Below are 21,286 nucleotides of genomic sequence, written 5' to 3'. Positions count from 1 at the left end.
CCGGACCGAAGGACGCCTTCGGCTCCGTCCGGCCACCGCCCCCGGTGGCCGGTCCCCGGTCCACCGCAACCTCCGCACGGAGGCGGGGAACGCCCGCCCACTCCCCCGCCCTCGCCCGCGGGACGGCAGTGGCGACAGGTGCGCCTCCCCCACACGGCCACCGTGCCCCCTTCCGGGGCCGCACGGGAAGTCGTGAGAACCCAACGGCGCACACACGCGTCCCAGACAACACGGTCATCACACACGGGCGAGGGGAGCCATGAGCGAAAACGGACCATACAACCAGCCGCCGCAGAACCCATACGGCGGTGGGGACAACAGTGGGGGCCAACCGCCCTACGGCCCGCCCCACGGCGCCCCCTACGGCGACCCCAACACCGGAGGACAGCCGCCCCACGGCGGCCCCTACGGCGACCCGAACACCGGAGGACAGCCGCCCCACGGCGGTCCCTACGGCGACCCCGGAACCGGCGGCCAGCCGCCCTACGGCGGTCCCGCGGGTTTCCCCGGCTCCCCGGACCAGCAGATGTACGCGGGCGGCCAGCCGCCCTACGGCGGCGGTCCCGGCGGCCCCGGGTACCCCCCTCCGCCGCAGCAGCCCCAGGGCGGCGGCAACAAGGCGGGCCTGTGGGTCGTGATCGGCGGCGGCGTCGTGATCGTCGTCCTGGTCATCGCCGTCCTGGTCATGCTCGTCACCAACGGCGGCGGGCAGCAGACCGTCACCCCCGAGCCCGAGCCCGCCCCGAGCACGGAGGAGACCACCGGCGGCGGTGAGACGTCCGAGCCCGCCCCCGACGCGGCCCCCGCGGGCGAGCCCCCCTACGCCGTCCCCACCGAGCCCTGCCAGGCCTTCACCGACCAGGTGCTCTCCGACTTCCTGATCCAGGACGAGGGCGACAAGTACGTCCAGGACAACAACTCCTACTGCGAGAGCCTCGAAGGCGCCGCCCCGGAGGGCAACCCCTCCGAGAGCTACGCGATGTTCGAGATCAGCTACCAGGTCCCCTACTCCGCCGCCGACTCCGTCGAGGCAGCCACCAGCGACTTCCAGACCGCGGTGCAGGAGCTCAGGGGCGAGGGTGACTACAACACCTTCTACGACGCCGCGAACGTGGAGGAGGACAAGGAGGTGGACCTCGGCGACGAGGCCCACTACGTCCTCACCAAGTACGACTTCCTGGGTGAGGACATCCCCGAGGCCACGCTGGTGATCCGCAGCGCCAACCTCAACATCCGGGTCCAGTACCAGATGCACCCGCCCTTCACCGAGGACGCCTCCGCCGAGGACCTGGTCATGCCCGACAACGTCGAGGAGATCATGCTCAACGCCGGCGCCGAGGCGCTGGCCCTGGTCGGCGCCTGAGGCGGCTGACCGGACACGGCACGAGGGGGCCGCGGCGTTCGCCGCGGCCCCCTCTCGCATGTCAGCCTCCCGGGGACTCTTTTTGGATCGACCTCAGCTTGTGGGGGTCGGTTCGGGTGCCCACGGGGTTCTGGAGGGGCTGGAGGTGAGGCTGCAAGCAGGACCGCGCCGTAGGCGTCCGTCGAGGGTGGTGGGCGACGGTGTGGGCACGAGCCGTCTCACCGGAGGCACCGCTGTGCCTGCTTCAACCCGATTCCCGTTCTCCGGGCGCCCGAGCAAGGAAGACACCGCGCCGCAGGCGTCCGTTGAGGGCGGTGACCCGTCCCGACGCGCAGCGTCCCCGACGGGCGATGGCGGGCGACGGGCGGGCCGAAGCGGATGTCCAAAAAACACTGCCGGGCTCACACCAGGTCGGCGCGCACCCGGCGGGCCGCCTCGACCATGTTGCGCAGGGCCTGTTCGGCCTCGGCGTAACCGCGCGTCTTGAGGCCGCAGTCGGGGTTCACCCACAGGTTCTGGGCGTCGATGTGCGCGACCGCCAGCCGCAGCGACCCCTCGATCTCCTCCACCGAGGGCACCCGCGGGGAGTGGATGTCGTACACGCCCGGGCCGATCCCGCGCCTGTAGCCCCGCTCGCCCAGGTCCCGCACCAGCTCCATGCGCGAGCGTGCGGCCTCCACGCTGGTGACGTCGGCGTCCAGCGCCTCGATGCCGCCGACGATCAGCCCGAACTCGGAGTAGCACATGTGCGTGTGGACGGTCGTGGACGGCGACACCCCCGACGTGGCCAGGCGGAAGGAGCCCACCGCCCAGTCCAGGTACCGCGCCCGGTGCTCCGAGCGCAGCGGCAGCAGTTCGCGCAGGGCCGCCTCGTCCACCTGGATGTGGCGGATCCCGGCGCGCTCCAGGTCGGCGACCTCGTCGCGCAGAGCCAGGGCCACCTGGCGGGCGGTCTCGCCCAGCGGCTGGTCGGTGCGCACGAACGACCAGGCGAGCATGGTGACCGGGCCGGTCAGCATGCCCTTGACCGGCTTGTCGGTGCGCGACTGGGCGTAGGTGGTCCACTCGACCGTCATCGGCGCCGGACGCGAGACGTCGCCGAACAGGATCGGCGGGCGCACGCACCGCGAACCGTAGGACTGCACCCAGCCGTTCTCGGTGGTGGCGTAGCCCTCCAGCTGCTCGGCGAAGTACTGGACCATGTCGTTGCGCTCGGGCTCGCCGTGCACGAGCACGTCCAGGCCGATCTCCTCCTGGAGCGCGACGACCCGGTCGACCTCCTCGCGCAGGACGGCCTTGTAGGCGTCCTCGGCCAGTTCCCCCCTGCGGTGCGCGGCGCGGGCGCGGCGCAGCTCGGCGGTCTGGGGGAAGGAACCGATGGTGGTCGTGGTGAGCGGGGTGTCGGTGGGCCTGCCGCGCTCCCGCGGGCGCTCGTAGGCGTCCGGGCCCAGGGCGTCGAGGCGGGCGCGCACGCGCGCGTCGGTGAAGGCGGGGGGACGGACGCCGCCCCGACCGGTGTACTCGGCCTCGGCCCCCTCGGACAGCACGCGGCCGAGCAGAGCCGTCTCCCGGGCCTTCTGCCGGGCGAAGGCCAGGGCCCCGCGCAGCTCGGGGGCCAGGGAGGTCTCGGCGTCCAGGTCCAGGGGCACGTGCAGCAGGGAGCAGGAGGTGCTCACGGTCAGCTCGTCGGTGAGGGCCAGCAGGGTGCCGAGCGCGGCGACGGCGACCGGGATGTCGGTGCGCCAGACGTTGCGTCCCTCCACCACGCCCGCGACCAGGCGGGTGGCGCCCAGGCCGGAGATCCGCACCAGGTCGTCCACGCCCTCGTCGTCGGTGACCAGGTCCAGGCCGACCGCCTCGACCGCGGACTCCTTGAGGACGCGCAGGGCCGCGGAGCCGATGGAGCCGAAGTAGGTGGACACCAGCAGGGAGGGCCGGTCGGTGACCGCGCCCAGGCGCTGGTAGGCGTGCTCCAGGTGGCCGACGGCGGCGCGGCCCTCGTCGGTGGCCAGGATCGGCTCGTCCAGCTGGACCTCGGTGGCGCCCGCGGCCCGCAGGTCGCCGAGGAGCTGGGCGTAGGCGTCCAGGAGCTGGTCGAGCAGCTGGACCGGTTCCCAGCCCTCGGGGGCGCCGTCGGCGGGCTTGGCCAGCAGCAGGAAGGTGAGCGGGCCGACCAGGACCGGGCGGGTGTGGAAGCCCGCCTCGGCGGCCTCACGGAACTCGGCGACGGGCTTGTCGCCCACCAGGCGCGGACGCGTGCCGGGCGAGAGCTCGGGGACCAGGTAGTGGTAGTTCGTGTCGAACCACTTGGTCATCTCCAGCGGAGGGGCGCCCTGCTCGCCGCGGGCGAGCGCGAAGTAGCGGCGCAGCTCCTCCTCGCGGTCCGGCGCCGCGGCGGGCGGGGCGAAGCGGGAGGGGACCAGGTCGAACAGGACCGCGGTGTCCAGCACGTGGTCGTAGTAGGAGAACGTGTTGGAGGGGATGTCGTCGACACCGGCCTCGCGCAGCTGGGCGTAGACGCCCAGGCGCAGGTCGGCGGCGACCCCGTCCAGTTCCCGGGCGGTGGTGCGGCCCCTCCAGTGGGACTCGCAGGCGCGCTTGAGCTCGCGGTCGGGGCCGATGCGCGGGTAGCCGTGCACGGTCGAGCGCACGGAGGGACGTGGTCCGCCCGGGGCCGCGGAAGGCGCGGGGGTCGTGGTCATGAGCTTCTCTCCCTCGTCGAAAGCCGGGTACCGGCCGCGGGGAGGAGAAGAGGGGCGGGCACGCCGACGGACGCGCCGCGGGCGCGCACCGGACCTGCCACCGCCTCCGGCCCTCCCTCGGGGCGCGGGACCGCCGGCGCCGCGGGTGCGTCGCCGGGTGGAGGCAGGTCTTCGGACTCGGGGGCGCGGGCGGTGCGGACACCGCTCCTCCTACTGGCCGCCGCTTCCCGGTTTCCGGTCTCGGCGACCGGCACTACCAGTGCTCATGGCGGCGTTCGTTCCCCCATACCGCTGCGGGGCAGTCCCGGACTCGCACCGGGTTCCCTCTTGCGACATGGTTCCGCCCCGTTCGTTCCGGGCCGGGCCCGGGACGCGGGGGTGGATCATGTACCTTCCACGGCTGCAAGTATAGGGAGGGCCCCCTTCGCCCATGCACCCGGCGTGCGGCCCCATGCGCACGGTCCGGACGGTGAGAACCCCCGTCCTTCGGCCGGCGTCACACACGAAGTCAAGCGTTGCGCGGGTGAGCCCTCTCTGCTCCCCGCGGACGTTCGTCTGAGCGATGAACGTGGAGATTCCCTCGTGAATAAGCAGTCCCGCCTCGCCATGGCACCGGACCACCCCCTGATCACGGTCGTGGTAGCCCTGGCGGTCCTGGCGGGCATGGTGTTGTTCGCCACCCGCTCCTCCGGAGAGCCCGAGCCAGGGCCGCGGACGCAGGGAGCGCCGCTCTCCGAGAGCGAGCCGCCTCCCCCGGCCTCCGGCGAGCCCGACGGGCTCACCGAGGTGGACGCGGCCGCCGTGGCGGACGTGGAGGAGGCCGAGCTGCCCTACGACGGGGAGATCTCCGTCTCGGTGACCTACCCGGTGATCCCCAACGCCGAGCCGCTGGCCGACTTCCTGGAGCGCGAGCTGACCGACGAGGTGCGCGCCTTCGAGGCGGCCAACCCCGGCGCGGTCTCCTTCGAGGCGGGGTGGAACCTGACCGCGGCGCGCGACGGCCTGCTGGGGGTCCGCGTGACCCGGGTGGAGACCGACTCCGAGGGGTCCCGGGAGGGTTACACCACCTACTGGTACGACACCGAGACCGCGGCGCACCACCCCTCCGCCGCGCTGGTCGGCGGCCAGGAGCAGCTGGAGGAGCTCAACGGCCTGGTGCGCGACGCCGTCGGGAGCGGGGAGGACGGGGAGGGCCCGGCCGACCCCGACGTCATCCACCCGATCAGCTCCCTGTACGACTCGGTGGGCTTCAACCCCGACGGGGACCTGGTCGTGGAGTTCGACGCCGGGCAGGTGGCCCCGGCGCAGGAGGGCCGCACGCGCGCGGTGGTCGCCGCCGGTGAGGCCGAGGGCCTGCTGTCCGAGCTGGGACTGCGCGTGCGAGACGCCGCGACCGTGGGCGTGGACGACTTCTCCATCGCCGCCCCGCCCCGGGCCGACAAGGACGGCCAGGAGGACGGCGCCGTGCCCGGACAGGTGCCCGCGGTGGACCCCGGCGTCGACTGCTCCGACCCCGACACCAAGTGCGTGGCGCTGACCTACGACGACGGCCCCGGCGGGCGCACCCCCGAACTGCTGGACGCCCTCGCCGAGTACGACGCGCGGGCCACGTTCTTCGTCACCGGCAACCCCGTCATGGAGCACCCGCACACGGTGCGGCGCGCCTACGCCGAGGGGCACGAGATCGCCAACCACACCCTGAACCACCCCGACCTGGCCGGTCTGGGCGCGGGAGGGGTGCGCGCGGACCTGGACATCGTGCAGGCGCTGGTGTACCGCGAGACGGGTTACACCATGGACCTCATGCGTCCGCCCTACGGCTCGACCGACGAGGGCGTGGCCTCGGTGACCGCGGACATGGGCCTGGCCCAGATCCTGTGGAGCGTGGACACCCTCGACTGGAAGGACCGCAAGGCCCCGGTGATCCACGACCGGGTGCTGGAGGGCGCTTCGGACGGGGCGATCATCCTCATGCACGACATCCACGGCACCACCGTCGACGCCTCCCGTACGGCGATCCGGGAACTGCACGAGCAGGGGTACACCATGGTCACGGTGTCCCAGCTGCTGGGGACCACGACCCCCGGCGAGACCTACATGGACGGGGTCCCCGACGCCCCGGAGGAGGGCGCCGAGCCCTCCGAGGAGCCCGCTGAGGGGGCCGAGGAGGCTTCCGAGGGGGCCTGAGGGCGCGGCGTCACGGCGCGGCGGGCGGTCCGGGTGAGGATGGCCCAGGGAGGACTTCGGGGCCGCGGCCGGTGGGCCACACGGGAAGCGGAACCGTGTGAGGGCACCGGGCGGTGCCGGTAGGGCGCCCGCACGGGCGTTCCCGGTCTCCGGCGCGTCGCCCGTCCCGGGGTGGTGACCACATGTGGTCACCACCCCGGGACGGGTGGGGGCGTCCCCTATGTTGCTCCCAGCAGCAGCCGTGTTGGCCACCCGCTGAGGGATGAGGGAGTCCGGTGTTGTCGTCGACTCGAGTCCACCCGAACGAGGCCGCCCCCTGCCCCGGGGCCGGGGGGAGCCGGCCGTGGGAGCGCAGAGCCCGGTGGTCCGGGGCGGCGCTGGCCGCGCTGGTCCTGCCCCTGGCCGCGTGCGGCACCGAGGGGATCGCCTCCGGGGGCGGTGAGGAACCGGAACTGATCACGGTGGTGGCGGCGGAACCGGGGGACGGGGTCACCGAGTGGCGCGGGGACGCCTCCGACTTCGAGGACCACCCGTACAAGCCCGAGGGGCTCACGATCGACGTGGCCTACCCCGTGTTCGCGGGCGCCGACGCCTTCGCCGAGGACCTGGCCGCCCGGGTGGACCAGGAGGTGCGCGACTACCGGGGCGCCAGCCGGGACCCGGTGAACCTGGGCGTCGACTGGGAGGTGGTCGCCGCCGGGAACGGGGTCCTGGGCGTGCGCCTGGTGCGCACCGAGGAGGACTTCCACGGGCTGCGCCAGGGGTACGGGACGTACTGGTACGACGTGTCCACCGGCCACACCGCCTACTCCACCGAACTGCTGGCCGACGACGCGGCGCTCCGGGAGCTCAACGGGATCGTCCGGGACTCGTTCGCCGACGAGGAGGCGGTGGACGCGCAGGGGCTGCACCCGGTGATGCGCACCTACGACTCGATGGGGTTCAACGCCGACGGGGACCTGGTGGTGGAGTTCGACGACGGGGACCTGTCCCCGATCGTGGAGGGCCACCCACCGTCCTCGGCGCCGGGGCGGATGGTCGCGGTGGTGCCCGCCGAGGAGGCCGCGCCCCTGCTGTCCGGCCTGGGCGAGCGGGCGCGGGAGGCCGCCGTGGCGGAGGAGCCCGTGCTGACCGTGGAGGCGCCCGGCAGCGAGCCCCCGGCCGAGCCGCGGGTGCCGGGGGTGGTCTCGGCGGGAGACCCCGACCTGGACTGCGCCGAGGCCAAGTGCATCGCGCTGACCTTCGACGACGGACCGGTCGCGACGACTCCGCGACTGCTGGACCTGCTGGCGGAGGAGGAGGTGGCGGCCACCTTCTTCCTCAACGGCAACCCGGCGCTGACCCGGCCCAGCGTCACGCGTCAGATCTACGCGGAGGGGCACGAGATCGGCAGCCACAACCACCTGCACGAGCGCATGCCCGAGTCCTTCGAGGGCGAGGAGCTGGTCCACCAGGTGGCCGCGGTGAGCGCGATGGTGCGCCGTCAGACGGGGCACACCGTGGAACTGTTCCGGCCGCCGTTCGGCGACAGCTCGCCGGAGGTGCTGGAGGAGATCGGCCGTCAGGGCATGGCCGAGATCCTGTGGAGCCAGGACAGCGAGGACTGGACCGGCATGAGCCGCGACGAGGTCGTGGAGAGCGTGGTGGGCGGGGCCCGGCCGGGGGGCGTGGTACTGCTGCACGACACCCTGGAGCCGACCCTGGCCGCGGTCCCCGAGATCATCGAGCGGCTGCGGGCCGACGGGTACGAGTTCGCGACCGTCAGCCAGGTCTATGAAGGCCCGGAGGCCGGCGAGAGCTACCCGCCCGAGGGGCTGTCCGCGCCCGCCGGTTCCTGAGGTCCGGGGAGGACCGGCACGCGCGTCGGCGGCCGGTGGGGTGTCCCACCGGCCGCCGCGTCCGTGCGGTGGCGACGCGCCCCTCGGCGGCGGACGCGGCCCCGGGCGGCGGGACCGCGAACCGCCTCGCCGGTGACGGGTCCGCGTGCGGATTCCGGGCGCTCGGCGAGTCCGCGTACCCGGTCCTTGTGACGGTCCGTGCGGGCTCCGGCTGCGGGCTCAGCCCCTGGCGGTGGCCGCGGCGGGGTCCGTCCCCTGCCCGCCACCGGCCGCCGGGGCGACCGGGGCGGGGACGTCGGCCCCGACGACCTCGTTGATGGAGCGGTGGCCGGAGGCCCGCACCAGCCGGGCGAGGCCGCGGTTGATGCGGCGGGGCCAGAGGGGGCCTCCGTAGATGAGACCGGTGTAGCCCTGCACGAGGCTGGCCCCCGCGCGGATACGGAACCAGGCGTCCAGGGGCGTCTCGATGCCGCCGACGGCGATCAGGGTCACCCGGTCGCCAACGCGGGCGCGCAGGCGGCGCAGCACCTCCAGGGAGCGCCGCTTGAGGGGGGCGCCGGAAAGGCCGCCCGCACCGGCCGCCTCCACCTGCGCCGCGGGGGTGGTCAGCCCCTCGCGGGAGATGGTGGTGTTGGTGGCGATGATGCCGTCGAGCCCCTCGGCCAGCGCGAGGTCGGCGACGGCGTCGACGTCCTCGTCGGCGAGGTCGGGGGCGATCTTGACCAGGAGGGGCAGGTCCGGTCGGTCGGCCTCGGCCAGGGCCCCGCGCACGGCGGCCAGGAGCGGGCGCAGCTGCTCCACGCCCTGGAGGTTGCGCAGTCCGGGGGTGTTGGGCGAGCTGACGTTGACCACCAGGTAGTCGGCGTAGCGGGCCAGGCGCCGGGCGCTGAGGGCGTAGTCGGCGGGGGCCTCCTCCTCGGGCGTGACCTTGGTCTTGCCGATGTTGACGCCGAGCACGGGACGGCGGCCGCCGCGCCGGTGGTGGAGGCGTTCGGCGACCAGGGCCGACCCCTCGTTGTTGAAGCCCATGCGGTTGACGATCGCGCGGTCGGCCACCAGTCGGGACAGGCGCGGCCGGGGGTTGCCCGGCTGGGGCTGGGCGGTGACGGTGCCCACCTCGACGAAGCCGAAGCCGAGCGCGGCCAGCCCGGAGGGGCTCTCCGCGTTCTTGTCGAAACCGGCCGCGAGCCCCAGCGGGCCGGGGAACTCCTGCCCGAGGGCGTGCACGGTCAGCTCCGGCTCGCGCGGCCCGAGCACACCGTTCATGGCGGAGGCCACGGCGGGCAGGGAGGTCACGCCGCGCAGGGCGGCGAAGCTGAGCTTGTGGACCTTCTCCGCGTCCATGTGGCGCAGGACCGAGCGGAAGAGCATCTGGTAGAACACGGTCATCCGTTTCCCTCGCCCTCGCGCTCGGCGAGGAAGCGTTCGAGTTCGGCGCCGAGCTCGTCGGCGGTGGGCAGCTGGGCGTCGTCGTCGGCCAGCGGGAGCGTGGGACGCTCCTGGGGGTCGGTCCGCGAGGACATGATGTCGTCGTACTGGCGCTCCAGGTTGGCCACGACGCGCTGGATCTCCTCGGAGGCCATGACCTGTTCGGCGATGTCGACGTCGGTCGCCGCGGCGACCTCCTCCATCTCCGTGGTGGTCAGGGCCAGGCCGGTGGCCCCGGCCACGTACTCGGCGGCGGCGATGGCCGCGCGCGGGTACTGGGCCTGGGCCAGGTAGCTGGGCACGTGGACGGCGTAGCCCACGAAGTCGTGGCCGCGCTCGCCGAGCCGGTACTCCAGCAGTGAGGTGGCGCTGCCGGGCACCTCGACGCGGCCGATCCACGGGGTGTGCCCCTCGACCAGCTCGGGGCGGGTGGAGTGCGGGGTGACCGTGACCGGCCGGGTGTGCGGGACCGCCATGGGGATGCCGTGGACGCTGACGGACAGCGTGACGGAGAAGCGGTCGACGAGGCTCCCCACGGCGGCGACGAAGGCCTCCCACTCACGGTCCGGCTCCGGGCCGTGCAGGACCAGGAAGGGGGCGCCCTCGTCGTCGTGCATCCGGTACAGGGCGATCTTGGGCGCGTCGTAGGCGGTCCAGGTGTTCTCGACGAAGGTCATCGTCGGGCGGCGCGAGCGGTAGTCCACGAGGCGGTCGGCGTCGAAGGTCGCGACCTCCTCCGCGGTGAACCGGTCGAACAGCGACGTGATCATCTGGCGCCCGGCGTGTCCGGCGTCCACGAAGCCGTCCAGACAGACCAGCATCGCCAGTCCGGCGACGTCCTCGAAGCCTGGGTGGAGTTCGTACAGATCTGCGGAGTCACGCACCGGGTTCTCGTCTCCAAAACTGGTCGGGGTCACAGGGTCGCGCTCACGCGGCGGTCGGACGCCGGGGTACGGCCGGGAAGGCCCGATTCGCACCGCCTGGGAGGCTGTGCCCTGCTTCTCCAGAATACCGACCCACCAGCCCGCCGACCGAGCCGCGCGAGGGCGCTCGCGCCCCACGGCACCACCGCCGCCGACCGGTGCGGGAAGCGAACCCCGACCGGCTGAGCCGTGCCAGGACGCTCACCCACACCCCTACCAACCCCGACCGGCGGAGGGAGCTTCCTGCAACCGGGGCATGAGAGGACCGCCACACCCCGGCCCGGACCGCGCCCCGGCGGTTCACTGCGGGTCGGCGGCTCAGCGCGGGTCGGCCACCAGCAGCGAGCGCAACCGGTTGAGGACGGCGGCGACCTCGAAGCGGCGGGGCAGGGCGTAGTCGCCGCCGAAGTCGGAGCCCAGCAGGGTGACGCCCCTTCTGCCCAGGGCCTCCTCCAGGGAGTCGAGCGCCTGGGCGAGGGTGCGGACGCCGTCCAGGTGGCGTCCGGCGACCAGCTCGCGCAGGGCCAGTCCGGCGCCGGTGATCTGTCCGGGGTCGACGAACTGCTCCACCGCGCGCACGTCGACGTCGTGGTCGCCGAACACCAGCACGTCCATGTCGCGGCGCTTGATCCGGCCCCGGCCCCGCGAGGTGCTGTCGTCCACGGAGGCGGGGTCGACCACGCGGGGGCGCGGCAGGGCGAAGTCCGCGTCCACGCGCTCGTGGGCGAGCTCGCGGGCCCGTTCGGTGACGTCGTACGGGTGGTAGGCGTCGAGCATGATCACGTGGTCGGCGACGTCGAAGTAGTCGCCGCTGCCGCCCATGACCAGGACCGTGGACACCCCGTGGTCGCGGCGCAGGGGCCGGACGAGGTCGATGAAGGGGACCAGGGGCTCCCGGTCGCCGTGCACGAGGGCCTGCATGCGCTCGTCGCGGATCATCAGGTTGGTGGCGGTGGAGTCCTCGTCCACCAGCAGGGTGCGCGACCCCGCCTCGACCGCCTCGCAGATGTTGGCCGCCTGGGAGGTGGACCCGGAGGCGTTCTCGGTGCGGAAGTCGCTCGTGTCGGCGCCGGTGGGCAGGTTGCGCACGAAGGCGCTCACGTCCACGCGTTCGACCCTGCGGCCCTCCTCCGCGCGGATCTTGACGGCGTCGTACCTGGTCACCACCAGTTCGCGGCCGTCGCCGGGGACGTGGTCGTAGACACCGCGCTCCAGGGCGTGCAGCAGGGTGGACTTGCCGTGGAAGCCGCCGCCGACGATGAGGGTGATGCCCTCGGGGACGCCCATGCCGCTCACCGTGCCCCGGTGCGGCAGGTCGACGCTGACCCGCAGGCCCTCGGGGGAGGCGAAGGGCACGGCGCCGCCGGTCATCGGTTCGTCGCTGACACCGCTGCGCCGGGGCAGCACGGCGCCGTCCGCGACGAAGGCCACCAGGCCCCTCTCCTCCAGCTGGGAGCGCAGGGCGACCGTGTCGGCGACGCTGTCGGCGAAGGCCGCGGCCTCCTCGGTGTCGACCTCCTCCCAGTCCAGGTCGTCCACCAGGCCGGGCAGCGTGCGGCACAGCTCCCGCTCGGCGGTGCGGCCGTCGATGCGGCGGCCGTGGCCGGGCAGGTCGATGCCGATGCGCAGGTCGATGCCGCCGTCGGTGAGCTGGCAGGAGGAGCGTTCGATCACCTCCTGGCCTCCGGTGTCGATCCTGAGCAGCGATCCGCGCAGGAGCCGGCGGGCGCGCCGCCCCAGGTAGTCGGCGGTGGCGCGGCGGCGCACCGGGTCGCCCCAGGCGCTCTTGGGGATGCCGGCGTCCGGGATGAGCACGCGCACCCGCGAGGGCGGCGCGAAGGGGTCGGCCTGGACCCGCTGCACGGTCAGGGTGAAGTCGCCGAAGTCCCAGTCCCCCCTGAAGGACTTGTAGCGGCCGTAGGAGGCGCCGTCCATGCGCAGGAGTTCCTCGGAGAGCCGGGCCCCGTCGCGGACGCCGCGGATCGGCTCGGGCTCGGGCGCGCGCCCGCCGCCGCGGCCCCCGCCGCCCCCGTACCGGCGCCCCTGGCCGCCCCCGTACCGTCCCGTCATCGCTGTCCCCCAGACGTCTGTTTCCTCTGTTCCGGCCAGGTTAGGCGTTGGGCGGATCCGCCGCAGAGGGCCTGTGGACAACCGCACCGGGCGCTCCGGTCGCCGCCCGCCCGGGCGAGGAACCGGGAATCGGCGCGCCCTGGACTCCGCGGTCCCGCCCGCCGCCCGGGCGGCGCACCGGTGCGAACACCCCGCGCCCCGGCAGCGGCACACTGAAGCCGCCCCGCGGTAACAAGCACGCAACATAGCCGCAGAAAAGCGAGAAACACGAATCCAACACTTCTCTTCGTGGTCGAAATACTGCAAGAAGTGACTGCAGAACGTGAACCCACCGATTCCTCCGCCCCGAGGACGGAAAAACTTCACCAGGGAACATGCACGGGCCCGACGGAACATCCCAGCCCCACGCCTTCCTCACCTGGCCCTCCAAAACATGAGACTTTTAGTGTGATCTGAGTCACATTTGACGCTTATATTCGCGAATGCTACTTTCGTGGACGTCCCATAAATTTTGCTTAGGTGCGTTTACTGGTGCGCGTTATATTGTTCGCCCCCGAGACATTCAATCTCGCGGAGACAACCCGGTCCATCGAGGTGGCGAAGCACCTCCGCGGAAAATATGAATGCGTCTTTTCCGGGTATTCCGAAAGATACTCTGGTCTCATTGGAGAGGCCGGGTTCACGTTTCACCGCCTGGCCCCCGCGCTGACCGACGAAGACGCGGACCAGCTGATCCGCGTCGATCAGGGGAAGGCGGTCCGGCACCCCTTCACCGCCGCGATGCTCCGCACCCGCGTCGCCAGCGAACTCGCCCTCATCAGCACGCTCCGCCCGGCGGCGGTCGTGATCGGCACGACGCTCAGCCAGTTCGTCTCCGCCCGTGCCGCCGGCGTGCCGCTCGTCTACGTCAAGCCCTTCGCCTACAGCTGGCCCCACATCCTCCAGACGCGGTCGCTGCCGCTCGTCGAAGGGGGCGGCCCGCTCCCCCGGGCGGTCAACACCGGCGCCGCCTCCCTCCTGCGGCAAGCCGCCCGGATGACCACCTACAAGCCCGCGGCCTTCCGGGCGGTCGCGCGCGAGCACGGGGTCAGGCTGCCCGGTCGCACCATCCAGGCGCTCGACGCCGACCTCAACCTGATCACCTCCCTCTCCTGCTACCTGCGCCCCTACCGGATGCCCGCGAACTACCGCCTGGTCGGCCCGGTCTTCGCCCGGATCGACCGGGAGGTCCCTCCGGACGTGGTCCGCGTCGCCGAGGCCTCGGCGCGGGCGAAACGCCCGGTGGTCTACTTCGCCATGGGCAGTTCCGGCAACCGGGAGGTGGTGCTCCGGGTCCTCGCCGAGCTCTCCCGGATGCCCGTCACCGTCATCGCCCCCGTCGCCTCCTACCTGAAGGAGAGCGACCTCCCCGAGGTCGCGGACAACATCCACGTGCGCGGCCTCCTCCCCGCACACCTGCTCGGCGACCTCATCGACGCCTCCGTGATCCACGGGGGCGAGGGAACCGTGCAGACCGCGGTCACGACCGGAAAACCCTTCGTCGGAATCGGTCTGCAGATGGAGCAGCGGTGGAACGTGGCGGACTGCGTCCGCTTCGGAAACGCCGTCGCCGTCTCCCCCGGGGACGTTTCCGGAAGCTCTTTCCGGAATGCCGTGGAGAAGGTCCTCACAGACCCCTACACCCGCTCCCGTGCCCGGGAACTCCGCGGACTCCTCTCCGGGGTCGACGGGGCGGCATCAGCAGCGGAACACATTCACGAACACGTGTCTCAGAAGCCGTGAAGAACGACTTGGAGCCCCCATGAGTCACACGAGTAACATGAGTACCGATCTGCTCAAAACCGTCGCTGAAATAGCCTCGTACGAAACCCACGAAATCGACCCCGGAAAACTCATGATCGACGACCTCGGGTTCGACTCGATCATGATCATGGACCTCGTCTCCAGCCTCGCCAAGAACTACCCCCAGATCCGCGCGATCGACCCGTGGGAGGACTTCCAGGACGACATCACCTACGCCGACCTCGAACTCCGCCTGCACGCGCTGGTCGAGGAGACCCCGGCGGACGCCCCCGCGGCTCCCGAGGGCATCGCGCGGATGGAGAAGATCGTCCAGTTCGGGGACTTCCTCCGCGGGCAGGAGGACCTGCCCTACTTCGCCGCCTACCGCGGGGTCGCCGCGAACACGATCAGTGTCGGCGCCCGCACGTTCGTGAACTACTCCAGCTACAACTACCTCGGCACCAACGGCCACCCCCGTATCCGCAAGGCCGTCGACGACGCCGTCGCGGAGCACGGGACCTCGGTCTCGGCGAGCAGGCTCATCGGCGGCGAGATCGGTCTCCACGGGGAGCTGGAGCGCACGATCGCCGACTTCATCGGCGTGGACGACGCGCTCGTGCAGGTCGGCGGGCACAGCACCAACGTCAACATCCTGGGGAACCTGTTCGGTGAGGACGACCTGATCCTCCACGACTCCCTGGCCCACAACAGCCTCATCCAGGGCGCGCTGCTCTCCGACGCCAAGCGCAAGCCCTTCAAGCACAACGACATGGAGAACCTGGAACAGGAGCTGGCACGGCTGCGCCCCAGGTTCCGCAACGTCGTCATCGTCGTCGAGGGTGTCTACAGCATGGACGGCGACCTGTGCCCCCTGCCGGAGCTGCTGCGGATCAAGGAGCACCACGACGCCTTCCTCATGATCGACGAGGCCCACTCGATCGGCACCGTGGGGCGCGCGGGCCGCGGTGTGGCCAGCCACTTCGGTGTGGACCCGCGCCGCGTCGACATCCACATGGGCACCCTCAGCAAGGCCTTCAACAGCTGCGGAGGCTACATCGCCGGAAGCCGCGGGTTCGTCGAGTACCTGCGCTACAACCTCCCCGGCTTCGTCTTCAGCGTGGGTATGACCCCCGCCAACACCGCGGCGGCCCTGGAGTCGATCCGCCTGTGCCAGGAGAACCCCCACTGGATCGACGAGCTGCACGAGATCTCCCAGCGCTTCCTCGGCGCCCTGAGGGACATGGGCCTGGACACGGGCAGGAGCGGGGGCACGCCCGTGGTCCCGCTCATCACCGGCGACTCCGCCCTCGCCCTGAGGTTCTCCGAACAGCTGCACGTCAGCGGCATCAACGTGGCGCCCATCCTGCACCCGGCGGTCCGGGAGGACGAGGCCAGGCTCCGCTTCTTCCTGTCCCGCCTGCACACCGAGGAGGACCTCGAGGTGACCTTCAAGGCCCTGAACGAGCTGGAGGCCGTCCGATGAGGCACAGCGAGATCGCCCTCAGGCGGCACAACCTGGCCCTGCGCTCCCGGCAGACGCCCGTCGTCCGCGCGGCGCTGGCGGCGGCGAACGGGCTGGGCCTGCGCGGCGGACCCCTGCTCCAGCTCCTCCTCCTGTCCAAGCTCCAGGGGTTCCTGCGGCACATCGTGCTCACCCTCATGGACCGGGAGTTCCCCGACGGCGACCTGTCCGCGCGCCCGGACACGGACCCCCGCATCCTCGACGACTTCCTCCGGCTCGCCCTGGAACTGGGCGTCGCCGCACGGGTGGACGGCGCCGTCGTCCCCGAACCCGCCTACACCACCGGGTTCGCCGGCTTCGGCGGCGACTCGGCCACGCGCCCGCGCGCCGAAGCCGAGAAGGACTACGTGTTCGTCCGAGGGCTCATCCGCAAGGCCGAGGCGGACGGGGAGTCCGGGCCGCTGCACCGGCCGGACGTGCGCTACCTGATCGTCCTCAGCCGGTACATCCTCGAACTGGAGGGCATGGGGTTCGACGCCCAGGTCGCGCCCTCCTTCTCCGAGAAGTTCTACTCCGACCTCGGTGCCCTGGCCTACGAGCTCTACACGAAGCGCTCGTTCGAACGGCTCTGCCGCCGTCTCTCCCCCGCGTCCGTCCTGGACATCGGCTGCGGTGACGGCCTGCACATGAGCTCGGTGCTCTCCACCCTGCCCACCGCCCGGATGGTCGGCCTGGAACCCCAGGTGAAGGTCGCCGACGCCACACGCGAGCGGTTGTCCGGGCATCCGAACACACGCGTGGAACCGGTCCGGTTCACCGACCACGACACCACCGACCGCTTCGACATGGTCCTGAGCAGCTTCATGATCTTCTACATGCCCGAGGAGGAACGCGTCCCGTTCTTCCGCAGGGTCCGTGAGGTCCTGTCGCCGACGGGCACCTACGTCATCGGCCAGTACTTCCCCGACTTCGAGGACGTCCAGGAGGTCCTCGTACGCTCGACCTCCCCGGTGCCGGGCACCCAGCTCTACCTGTCCGGTGTGGGCAACTCCCTGGTCAAGGCCGAGGCCCTCCTCAACCGCGTGCTGTCGGACTTCCGGTCGGTGGCCTACTGGAGCACACTCCAGGACCAGCTCTCGGAGGCCGGCCTGGCCGTGGAGGAGATCGTTCCGGCCGACAGCATGTACTACTCGTACTTCCTGCTCGTGCGGCGGGCGGAGGGCGTCTCGTGATCGCGGCGGAGAACCTGGTCAAGTCGTTCCCCGTCGGCGGGGAGCACGGCACCACGGTGCTCAAGGGGGTGTCCCTGAAGATCGAGGAGGCGACGCTGTGCACCATCCTCGGCCCGTCCGGATCCGGGAAGTCCACACTCCTCAACTGCCTGTCCGGTTTGGAGGGGATCGACTCCGGCACCGTCACCGTCGCCGACCGCGACGTCCACTCCCTGTCGCGCCGGGAGGTCGACCGCTTCCGCCGCGACGAGATCGCGTTCGTCTTCCAGGAGTACAACCTGATCGGGGACCTGACGCTGCACGAGAACATCGTGCTCGACCGGCCGCTCATCCCGAAGGTGGACGAGCTGATCGACGGCTGGAACCTGCGCGGCGTGGTGGACAGCTTCCCCGGTGAGTGCTCCGGCGGCCAGCGGCAGAAGTGCGCGATCCTGAGGGCGCTCAACAAGGAGTGCGCGATCCTGTTCTGCGACGAGCCCACGGGCGCGCTCGACACGGTGTCGACCCGCGAGGTCTTCTCGGTGCTCCAGGACCTGACCCTGCGGTTCGGTGTCACCATCGTGATGATCACGCACAACGAGCTGGTCACGGGGATCTCCCACCAGGTCGTGCGCCTGCACGACGGCCGTGTCGTCTCCGACGACCGGAGCCTGGCCCCCGTGGACGCCTCGTCGGTCGCATGGTGAGCCCCGCCCTCCGCGACACGCTGCGCAAGCGGGTACGGCGACGGGCGAGACGCAACTGGCCCGAGCTCGTGACGCTCTTCCTCATCACGGTCATCGGGTTCACCCTGAGCAACTCCTTCTTCGTGGCGTCCACGAGCGTGCTCGGCGACCTCGAACGCTTCGCCGAGGAGAACAACCAGGAGGAGGGGTACTTCGTCGCCGACGGCGGGGAGGGGGAGCAGGTACGGGGTGAGGTGGCCGACGGAGTGGAGTCGGTGCTCAGCGCCGACGTGCCGGGACCCGACGACTCCACCCTGCGGCTGTTCCCTCCCCGGGAGTCGATCAACCTGCACGCGGTGGTCGCCGGACGGGACCTGGAGGCCGACGACGACGTGCTGCTCGACGAGCAGTACGCGAACGCCCACGGGCTGGAGGTCGGCGACCGCGTCACCGTCGGGTCCCTCGACCTCGAAGTGGTCGGCTTCGCGACCGCGCCCGACTACATGACCACCAAGAGCAGCGAACTGGTCCTCCAGCCGAACGCGGACGATTTCGGCATGGCGTTCGTCACCGGCGACACCTTCGACGCGGAGTTCCTCGACGAGGCGACCCTGCAGTTCTCCTTCGACGAGCGCACCGACGTCGCGTCCGTCATCGACGAGTACGCTCCCTCGCTCATACGCGACTCGGACAACAACTCCCGGATCCAGCAGGTCATCGGAGACTCCGCCGCCCCGCGCGACCTGGCCGCGCTCATCTTCGTCATCTTCACGGCCATCATCGTCGCCCTGGTGTCCGTGTACCACTTCGAGACACGCAGGAGGGAACAACGCGACATCGCCACCTTCGAGCGGCTCGGGCTCGCCTCCCGCCTGCGCGGGCACTACCGGGTCGAGACGGTGTTCACACTCGTCGCGGCCTGGGTCGTGTGCACGGCCCTGACGGCGGTGGCGGCGACACCGATCATGTCGATCAACGGCAGGCTCTACAACTATCCGCCGCTCTCGGTCGACGTCCCGGTGCTGGTCGCCGTCTCCCTGGTCACCCTCGCCGTGCTGCTCCTCGTGGACTACGCCTGCTACCGGACGGTCCACCGAAGGCCCCGCCGGCGCCGCAGGGCACGCCGGGAGCCCCGCGTGTCCACCTCGGGGCTGCGGTTCATCCCCGACTTCGGGCTGCGGCTACGGCTGGTCAAGGCCCTGCGCAACCCCCGGGAGCCGCTGTCCCTGGTCGCGCTCGTGCTGATCGTCAGCCTCTTCGTGAACTTCTCGTTCATGCTGAAGATCTCGGTGGACGAGTACGTGGCGATGCTCGAAACGGACACCGACTACGAGTACATGTACGTGCTGTCTGACGCCGTGGCCGAAGCGGGCCTGGAACGGGACGAGGACGAACTCGCCCGGCTCACCACCCTGTACGACGACGAGCACGTCGCGCAGATGGTGTTCTCCGTACCGTCGGACTCGCGCTTCTTCGGTGAGGTGGACGAACCCACCGTCACCGAGGCGTTCGCCGACAAGTACGGGGTGGGCGAGGGCAGCGAACTCCGGTTCACCGACATCGAGGGCGGGGCCGAGTACACGCTGGAGGTCGGCGCCGTCACCGACAACGCGACCTCCGCGCTGGTGTACGTCCCCGAGGACCAGCGGATCGAGGACTCCGGAACGCGGGCCCCGTCCGTCCCGGTCGCGTTCACCGGGTCGCGCCACCCCGACCTGCACGACGCGGTCCCCTCGGTCTCGCGGGAGAGCATCGCCTCCTCCGGGGAGAGCATCGTCGAGATCATCAACATCCAGGTGTCGCTGCTCATCGGTATCGCGGTGGCCCTTCTGGCCATCATGCTCCTGTCCATCTACCGCTTCACCTTCGCCACCCAGGGCGAGTTCGTCCGGATCATGCGGATGAACGGCTACTCGCCCGGCGTCCTCAACCGGGCGGTGTTCGGCTACACGGTTCCCCTGGTCGTGTCGCTCGTCGCTCTGACCGCGTTCGCCGCCTCGGCCGTGGTCCGGGCGTTCTTCGACCGGATCATGTCCACCTTCGTCACCTTCGTCCCCGCGAGCACGTCCTATCTGCCGTTCGCCCTGACCTGCTCGACCGTGCTCGTGCTGTTCGCGGTCGTCCTCATCAGGTCGCGATCCCGCCTGAGAAGGAGTTGATGGTGTCCGAAACGAAACGACGCGTCGTGGTGACCGGTACCGGCGTGGTGAGCCCGATCGGCGCTGACACGGAGGAGTTCTGGGGATCGCTGCTCGACGGCAGGACGAACTTCACCGAACCGGACATCGAGGGCGTGACCCTCGTCGCCCGGGTGCCCGACGGTTGGGAGGAGGGGTTCCCCACCCGCGTCCGCCGCCACACCGACCGGGTCACCCGCCTGGCGCTGCGCGCCTCGGAGGAGGCCCTGACCGGTGCGGGCCTGCTCGGTCTGCCCGAGGTGCTCCACGGGGTGGGCCTGTTCATGGGCAGCTCGATCGGCGGTGTGCAGACCCTCGCCTCCGAGTTCGGCGACGGGGCCGTCCACGGGGTGCGGGAGATCTCCCCCCTGATCGTGCCCAAGGGGCTCATGAACATGATCGCGGCGAACATCTCCATCGAGTTCGGGCTGCGGGGCGAGGCGCTCAGCTACGCCTCCGCGTGCGCCTCGGGCAGCGTGGCGATCGGCGAGGCGTTCCGGAGGGTGCGCGCGGGCGACCTGGAAGTGGCCGTCGCCGGGGGCGCTGAGGCCTGTGTCATCGACCAGGTCCTCGAACCGTTCAGGAAACTGGGCGCCATGACGTCCTCGTCCGATCCCGACGGCGCGTCGGTGCCCTTCTCCGGGAACCGCTCGGGGTTCGTGATGGCGGAGGGCGCGGGGGTCCTCGTCCTGGAGTCGTGGGAGCACGCGCGGCGGCGGGGCGCGCCCGTCCTCGGCGAGGTGGTGGGCTACCACGGCACCTCGGACGCGGGTTCGCTGCTCGCCCCCGACCTGGACGGAGTCACCCGTGCGATGGCGGGGCTGTTCTCGCCGGGGTCCGACCACGGGGTGTCCGAGGTCGGATACGTCAACGCGCACGGCACGTCCACCCAGCTCAACGACCGGACGGAGGCGTCGGCGATCGCGTCCCTGTTCCCGCACCGGCCGCTGGTGTCGTCGACCAAGTCCTACTACGGCCATCCGCTCGGAGCGGCGGGCGCGCTGGAGGCGATCGTGTGCCTGCTCAGCCTCGGCAGGGGCGTGGCCGTTCCCACCCTGAACGTGAGCAAGGACGACGTGGACCCCGACATCGACATCAACCTGCTCCTGGGGGACCCGCAGCCGATGCCCGACGGACTGGCCCTGTCGAACTCCTTCGCCTTCGGCGGGCAGAACTCCTCGCTCCTCCTGTCCCGGGCGGGGTGAGGGAGCGGCCCCGGGGGGCGGCGGGGCCGGTCACCGGGGGGCGTTGGGCGGAACCACCGCAGAGGGCCCGCGGGCAACCGCCACCGGGCGCTCCGGTCGTCGCCCGCCCGGAGGAGGACCGGGGGTTCAGCGCGCCCTGAATCCCGCGGTCCCGCCCGCCCGGGCGGGCGGCGCCCCGGCGCGGGCGCCCGGTCCGGGAGTGGACGCGGGCGGCGCCGGTGGGACGGCTCCGCCGGCAACGCCGCAACGGTG

At 71.6% G+C, this 21,286-nt stretch carries 13 protein-coding genes and 1 riboswitch; of the genes, 9 read left to right on the top strand and 4 right to left on the bottom strand.

Features of this window, described 5'->3' with window-relative positions:
* The first annotated feature begins 259 nt into the window (after positions 1–259).
* Positions 260–1,363, top strand: a complete 1,104-nt coding sequence (locus PV789_RS08150; protein ID WP_274976845.1) for a DUF3558 domain-containing protein — start codon at positions 260–262, stop codon at positions 1,361–1,363.
* Positions 1,364–1,764: 401 nt separating this feature from the next.
* Here the strand turns inward: PV789_RS08150 and metE are convergent, their stop codons facing one another.
* Entirely contained in the window at positions 1,765–4,065 is a 2,301-nt protein-coding gene (gene metE, locus PV789_RS08145) for a 5-methyltetrahydropteroyltriglutamate--homocysteine S-methyltransferase (protein WP_274976844.1), read from the bottom strand.
* 165 nt (positions 4,066–4,230) lie between these two features.
* Positions 4,231–4,391, bottom strand: a riboswitch (cobalamin riboswitch).
* 280 nt (positions 4,392–4,671) lie between these two features.
* On the opposite strand from metE, the gene PV789_RS08140 reads away from it, so the two are divergent.
* Entirely contained in the window at positions 4,672–6,252 is a 1,581-nt protein-coding gene (locus PV789_RS08140) for a polysaccharide deacetylase family protein (RefSeq protein ID WP_274978083.1), read from the top strand.
* Between the two features lie 278 nt (positions 6,253–6,530).
* The gene (locus PV789_RS08135; protein ID WP_274976843.1) at positions 6,531–8,090 is read left to right on the top strand and encodes a polysaccharide deacetylase family protein; all 1,560 of its coding nucleotides are present in this window, start codon (positions 6,531–6,533) and stop codon (positions 8,088–8,090) included.
* Between the two features lie 219 nt (positions 8,091–8,309).
* Here PV789_RS08135 and PV789_RS08130 read toward each other — a convergent pair whose 3' ends face one another.
* The 3 genes from PV789_RS08130 to PV789_RS08120 form a co-directional block, all read right to left on the bottom strand.
* Positions 8,310–9,479: a quinone-dependent dihydroorotate dehydrogenase gene (locus tag PV789_RS08130; protein WP_274976842.1), complete on the bottom strand. Its 1,170-nt coding sequence runs from the start codon at positions 9,477–9,479 to the stop codon at positions 8,310–8,312.
* Entirely contained in the window at positions 9,476–10,402 is a 927-nt protein-coding gene (locus tag PV789_RS08125) for a proteasome assembly chaperone family protein (RefSeq protein WP_274976841.1), read from the bottom strand. Before PV789_RS08125 ends, PV789_RS08130 begins: the two co-directional genes overlap by 4 nt.
* 357 nt (positions 10,403–10,759) lie before the next feature.
* The gene (locus tag PV789_RS08120) at positions 10,760–12,511 is read right to left on the bottom strand and encodes an ABC-ATPase domain-containing protein (protein ID WP_274976840.1); all 1,752 of its coding nucleotides are present in this window, start codon (positions 12,509–12,511) and stop codon (positions 10,760–10,762) included.
* A gap of 780 nt (positions 12,512–13,291) precedes the next feature.
* Here PV789_RS08120 and PV789_RS08115 point away from each other — a divergent pair.
* From PV789_RS08115 to PV789_RS08090, 6 genes are read left to right on the top strand one after another with little or no spacing between them, the layout of a single operon-like run.
* Positions 13,292–14,293 (top strand): glycosyltransferase, encoded by a 1,002-nt coding sequence (locus PV789_RS08115; RefSeq protein WP_274976839.1) that lies wholly within the window; start codon positions 13,292–13,294, stop codon positions 14,291–14,293.
* 37 nt (positions 14,294–14,330) lie between these two features.
* Positions 14,331–15,776: an aminotransferase class I/II-fold pyridoxal phosphate-dependent enzyme gene (locus PV789_RS08110; protein ID WP_274976838.1), complete on the top strand. Its 1,446-nt coding sequence runs from the start codon at positions 14,331–14,333 to the stop codon at positions 15,774–15,776.
* On the top strand, positions 15,773–16,987 hold the full coding sequence (locus tag PV789_RS08105) for an SAM-dependent methyltransferase (RefSeq protein WP_274976837.1): 1,215 nt from the start codon (positions 15,773–15,775) through the stop codon (positions 16,985–16,987). Before PV789_RS08110 ends, PV789_RS08105 begins: the two co-directional genes overlap by 4 nt.
* Entirely contained in the window at positions 16,984–17,673 is a 690-nt protein-coding gene (locus PV789_RS08100) for an ABC transporter ATP-binding protein (RefSeq protein WP_274976836.1), read from the top strand. The genes PV789_RS08105 and PV789_RS08100 overlap by 4 nt, the downstream gene beginning before the upstream one ends.
* Positions 17,667–19,811: an ABC transporter permease family protein gene (locus tag PV789_RS08095; protein WP_274976835.1), complete on the top strand. Its 2,145-nt coding sequence runs from the start codon at positions 17,667–17,669 to the stop codon at positions 19,809–19,811. The genes PV789_RS08100 and PV789_RS08095 overlap by 7 nt, the downstream gene beginning before the upstream one ends.
* Positions 19,811–21,034 (top strand): beta-ketoacyl-[acyl-carrier-protein] synthase family protein, encoded by a 1,224-nt coding sequence (locus tag PV789_RS08090; RefSeq protein WP_274976834.1) that lies wholly within the window; start codon positions 19,811–19,813, stop codon positions 21,032–21,034. Before PV789_RS08095 ends, PV789_RS08090 begins: the two co-directional genes overlap by 1 nt.
* The last annotated feature ends 252 nt before the right edge of the window (positions 21,035–21,286 follow it).

Source organism: Nocardiopsis camelliae (assembly GCF_028993595.1).
In the GTDB taxonomy this organism is placed as follows: Bacteria; Actinomycetota; Actinomycetes; order Streptosporangiales; family Streptosporangiaceae; genus Nocardiopsis; species Nocardiopsis dassonvillei.
The sequence above is the reverse complement of the archived record's forward strand: the minus strand, read 5'-3'. Positions and strand labels throughout refer to the sequence as shown.